The organism is Planktotalea sp. (assembly GCF_039984035.1).
Classification (GTDB): domain Bacteria; phylum Pseudomonadota; class Alphaproteobacteria; order Rhodobacterales; family Rhodobacteraceae; genus Planktotalea.
The window spans coordinates 1-4,642 of the sequence record NZ_JBDWVM010000371.1 but is presented as its reverse complement, the minus strand read 5'-3'; the positions used below and the strand labels follow the sequence as shown (position 1 = coordinate 4,642).

The 4,642-nt window shown below is 55.2% G+C and carries 4 protein-coding genes and 1 pseudogene; all 5 read right to left on the bottom strand.

The genetic code is table 11. The features are described from left to right. Window positions 1-386 (bottom strand): annotated as a pseudogene (locus ABJQ89_RS16465) (nitronate monooxygenase); the annotation flags it as partial. Between the two features lie 85 nt (window positions 387-471). Continuing rightward, window positions 472-1,668, bottom strand: coding sequence for an acetyl-CoA C-acyltransferase (locus ABJQ89_RS16460; RefSeq protein ID WP_348497245.1), 1,197 nt, complete (start codon window positions 1,666-1,668; stop codon window positions 472-474). Between the two features lie 27 nt (window positions 1,669-1,695). Continuing rightward, window positions 1,696-2,622, bottom strand: a complete 927-nt coding sequence (locus tag ABJQ89_RS16455) for an SDR family NAD(P)-dependent oxidoreductase (protein WP_348497244.1) — start codon at window positions 2,620-2,622, stop codon at window positions 1,696-1,698. Beyond that, window positions 2,622-3,443, bottom strand: a complete 822-nt coding sequence (locus ABJQ89_RS16450) for an SDR family NAD(P)-dependent oxidoreductase (RefSeq protein WP_348497243.1) — start codon at window positions 3,441-3,443, stop codon at window positions 2,622-2,624. The genes ABJQ89_RS16455 and ABJQ89_RS16450 overlap by 1 nt, the downstream gene beginning before the upstream one ends. Continuing rightward, window positions 3,443-4,558: an acyl-CoA dehydrogenase family protein gene (locus tag ABJQ89_RS16445; RefSeq protein ID WP_348497242.1), complete on the bottom strand. Its 1,116-nt coding sequence runs from the start codon at window positions 4,556-4,558 to the stop codon at window positions 3,443-3,445. The genes ABJQ89_RS16450 and ABJQ89_RS16445 overlap by 1 nt, the downstream gene beginning before the upstream one ends. Window positions 4,559-4,642: the final 84 nt, after the last annotated feature.

Genomic DNA, 4,642 nt, shown 5'->3' with positions numbered 1-4,642 from the left:
TGCGCTGCTTCATTCACCTCAACGCGTGCACCGAGGGAAGTGATCCAAATCGGCACTTCGTGTTTCACGCAAATCTCAAGATCGCGTTCGAGCCGCGAATTGGATCGATGCACAATCTGGTTAATTGCAAACGGTGCCGCTGGGCGATCAGGGTTTGCTTGATTGTGACGGTCCAGCTCTTCCTTGATTTCCGTGAGCCATGTGTCGAGGAGTGGATGCTCCCCCTCGCCTTCCCGCGCATTGAGTGCAGGGAAAGAACCGACAATACCAGCCTTGCACTGGGCAATCACCAATTTCGGAACAGAGATGATGAACAAAGGCGAAGCGATCAGCGGAATGCGCAGACCTTGCAGCGCGGCGGGTAGATGTGAATCGTCTCTGGACATGGTGTCTCCGGCGTCAGGATGTAAAGTGATCAATTAGAGTAAAAGAGGGCGGTCCGTTCCGCCCCCCATTTTTTCAGCTCAGGTCTTAAAAGACTTCGAACAACCCTGCAGCGCCCATGCCGCCGCCAACACACATCGTGCAGACAACGTACTTCGCACCGCGGCGTTTGCCTTCGATCAACGCGTGACCAACCATGCGCGCACCGGACATACCGTATGGGTGACCGATTGAAATCGCACCACCGTCCACGTTCAGGATTTCATCTGGGATGCCCAATTGGTCACGTGAATACAGCACCTGAACCGCGAAAGCCTCGTTTAGTTCCCAAAGACCGATGTCATCCATCTTGAGCCCATGCGCTTTCAGAAGTGGTGGCACAGCGTAGATCGGACCAATGCCCATTTCGTCAGGCTCACAACCCGCGGCCATTACACCGACGTAACGACCAAGCGGTTCTAGACCGGCTTTTTCTGCCGCTTTCGCTTCCATCACAACGCTTGCAGAGGCACCATCGCTCAGTTGCGACGCGTTGCCAGCGGTGATGAACTTACCTTCTTTGATCGTCATCCCATCCTTAAAGACGGGCTTCAAACCACCAAGGTCGGTTGCAGATGTACCAGGGCGGTTGCCCTCATCTTTTTCCAACGTGACTTCGTGGTGCGACACTTCTTTCGTCTCGCGATCCTGCATCATCATCGTAGATTTCAACGGCACGATTTCCGCATCGAAACGGCCCGCTTGCTGGGCTTCATGCGTGCGCAGTTGGGACTGCGCTGCATATTCGTCTTGGACTTCACGGCTTACGCCGTAACGCGCCGCAACGGTTTCAGCCGTTTCCAACATGGACATGTAGATGTCAGACTTATTCGCCATCAACCAAGGGTCGGCTTTCACGCGCATTTCTGGTGTTTGAACCATGGAAATGCTTTCAACGCCGCCGCCAACAACAACGTCCATACCATCCATGACAACCTGCTTAGCCGCCGTCGCAATCGCCATCATGCCGGAGGCACATTGGCGATCCAAAGACATGCCAGCCACGCTCACAGGAAGACCTGCGCGAACCGCCGCTTGGCGCGCGATGTTGCCACCGGAATGCCCCTGTTGCAGCGCCGCACCGAGAACGACATCTTGGATGCTAGCCGGATCAACGCCAGCGCGTGCAACCGCGTGCTCAATGGCATGACCTGCGAGTTCTTGAGGTGTCGTGTTGTTAAAGGCGCCTCGGTAAGCTTTGCCGATGGGCGTTCGTGCTGTTGATACGATCACTGCGTCACGCATGGGGTATCTCCTAAATAAAACTCTGATTTACCAATCCAGCTTCAGGCCACGGGCCTGCGCTGCATTGAGGGCGTATTTTTTGGTCTGAGCAAAGGCGTCTGCCATTTCGACCTGATTGCTCGGATCGGTGATTTGATTAAATTGCGCCGCGATGGTTTCTGGCGTGTTGTCTTCATCCGAAAGCGTGATGCCTTTGGTCTCATAAACACGGGTTTGCGCGAAGCTCCCTGCGCCTGCACCTAGGATCACGTGGCTTGGCGCATCCTCGGACACGAGGTAGAGCAAACCAGGCGTAATCGTTTCAGGCGCGAGCAATTCAGCCGTCTCAGGCGGAAACAACTCTTCCGTCATCCGCGTCGCCGCTGTTGGGGCCAGTGTGTTCACACGGATATTGTCACGCGCGCCTTCGATATGCAGCACGTTCATCAAACCCATCATCGCAGCCTTGGCCGCACCATAGTTGGACTGACCAAAGTTACCATAAAGGCCAGAGCCGGAGGATGTGAAAACGATGCGTCCGTATTTCTGCTCGCGCATAATCGGCCAACAGGCGTGGGCAACATTGGCAGAGCCAATCAGATGTACATCGATGACCTTGCGAAAGGCCGACATTTCCATTTTGCCGAATGTCTTGTCCAGAAGGATACCAGCATTGTTGACGCAAATATCAATGCGTCCCCATGTGTCCATGGCCTGCGCGACCATGTCTTTCACGCCGTCTTCATCAGACACATCGCACCCATGTGCGATGGCCTCACCACCCATTGCTTTGATTTCTGCAACAACAGCCTCAGATGCTTCTGACGTCGACCCTGAGCCATCACGCGAAACACCAAGATCGTTAACAACGACCTTAGCTCCACGCGCAGCAAGCCCTAGCGCATGAGAGCGCCCAAGCCCGACACCCGCCCCCGTGACAATCGCCACGCGGCCATCAAATCGAATGTCGCCCATCAGTGCAGTGCCTGCTGGAAGATGTTCGGGCCAGACATGACATTGATGCCACCAGAGACGGGAATAACCGCGCCTGTAATGTACGCGCCACCACGACCACAGAGGAACAGCATACAGCCAGCGATATCTTCATCACGGCCAACACGTTTGAGCGGTACATCATCACCAACCTTGCTGCGCATCTCTTCATCATGCGTTGCAAAGGCTGTCATACGGCTGACAAATGGTCCCGGCGCAAGCGAGTTCACAGTGATCGCTTCGCCCGCCAATTCTTTGGCCAAGATTTTGCTCAGGTGCATTGTTGCTGCTTTGGAGGCAGAATAGCTATACGCGCCATCACCCATTTCACGTTCGCCCATGACGGAGCCTACGTTTACAACACGTGCAGGGTCATCGACAGTGCCAGAGGCTTTGAGCATTGGCAGCAGTTTCTGCGTTAGATCGAACAGGCCTGCGACGTTCACGTCCATCACTTTGGACCACGCAGAGAACGGGAAATCGCCCAAAGGCGCGCCCCATGTGATACCTGCGTTGTTCATCAAGATGTCGAGCGTGTCGGTGCGTTCTTTTACGGCGGCAACCAGCGCATCGACACCTGCTTCGGTGCCAACGTCGCCCGCAAAGCCAATCGCCTTGCCGCTTGCGCCCATCGCGTTCAGTTCAGCTGCAACCGCTTCACATGCTTCGCCTTTACGGCTCGCCAACAAAACAGTTGCTCCAGCGCGGATCAAACCCTCGGCCGCCATACGCCCGATGCCTGTTGCGCCGCCTGTGACCAGTGCGACCTTACCTTCAAGTCCGAATAAAGTTTGAATATCCATCAAAAGCCCCTTTGTGCCGCGATTTTTTCGGCGTGATAGCTGTAATCACCCAGCCATTCAGCGCCGACTCGCGCGCGTTTCATGTAAAAACCCATATCAAAAGCATCGGTCATGCCAACGCCGCCGTGCATTTGAACGCCCTCTTGAACAGCAAGGATCGCAGTTTGCGTCGCCCTTGCCTTGGCTAAGGAAACCGCCAGTTCAGAATTGGCGATATCTTCGTCCATCTTACGACCCGCATGTAGGATCGCACTGGATGTGACTTCAATTTCGCACCACAGATGCGCAGCGCGATGTTGCAGCGCTTGGAAGCGACCGATCTCAACGCCGAACTGCTTGCGTTCCTTCAAGTATTCGACGGTCATGCCAAATGCGCCTGCTGAGAGGCCGGTCATTTCAGCAGCCAATGCTGCCTGACCCGCGTGAAGTGCGGGTTGCAAAACATCCATCGCACTGTGCACAGCACCGAGAACGTCATCGCCAGTCGCTTCGACGTCCTCAAAGGTGATCCGAGCCGCATCGCGCGCATCGATCATGTTGCTTGCCTCACGGCTGATGCCTGTACGATCGGATGGAATATCGAACAACGTCAAACCATCGTCCGTACGCGCGAGGACAAGCAAACGATCCGCCATTGTACCATCTACGACGAATTGCTTTTTGCCGGTGAGGCGGAAGCCATTGCCATCTGCCTTCGCTTCCATCTGCGCGTTGTCGGGATCAAACTTGATCCCTTCATCAACAGCCAATGCATATGTCAGATCACCCGAGGCGATGCTCGCCAAAGCCGCATGCGTGCGCTCATCGCTTACCTGACGCAGCGCTGTTGCTGCGATCACGGCGCTCGACAAAAACGGGCTAACCGCTAGCGTTTTGCCCATCTCACCCGCGATCACGTTCGCTGCGGCGAAGCCCATGTCAGAGCCACCCGCGCTTTCAGGAACCAAAACGCCCGTCCAACCCATGTCAGCCATTTCTTTCCAAAGCACCGCGTCATGCGTTTGACCCGTATCGCGCATTTCACGCAATTTGCTCACGGGCATAGCGCCATCCAGAAACACACGGGCCATATCAGCCAACATGGTTTCTTCTTCGGTCATTACCAATTTTGCCATGTCGATTACCCCGGTAGTCCAAGAACGCGGCGCGATACGATGCTGAGCATCACTTCGCTTGTTCCGCCTTCAATTGAGTTCGCT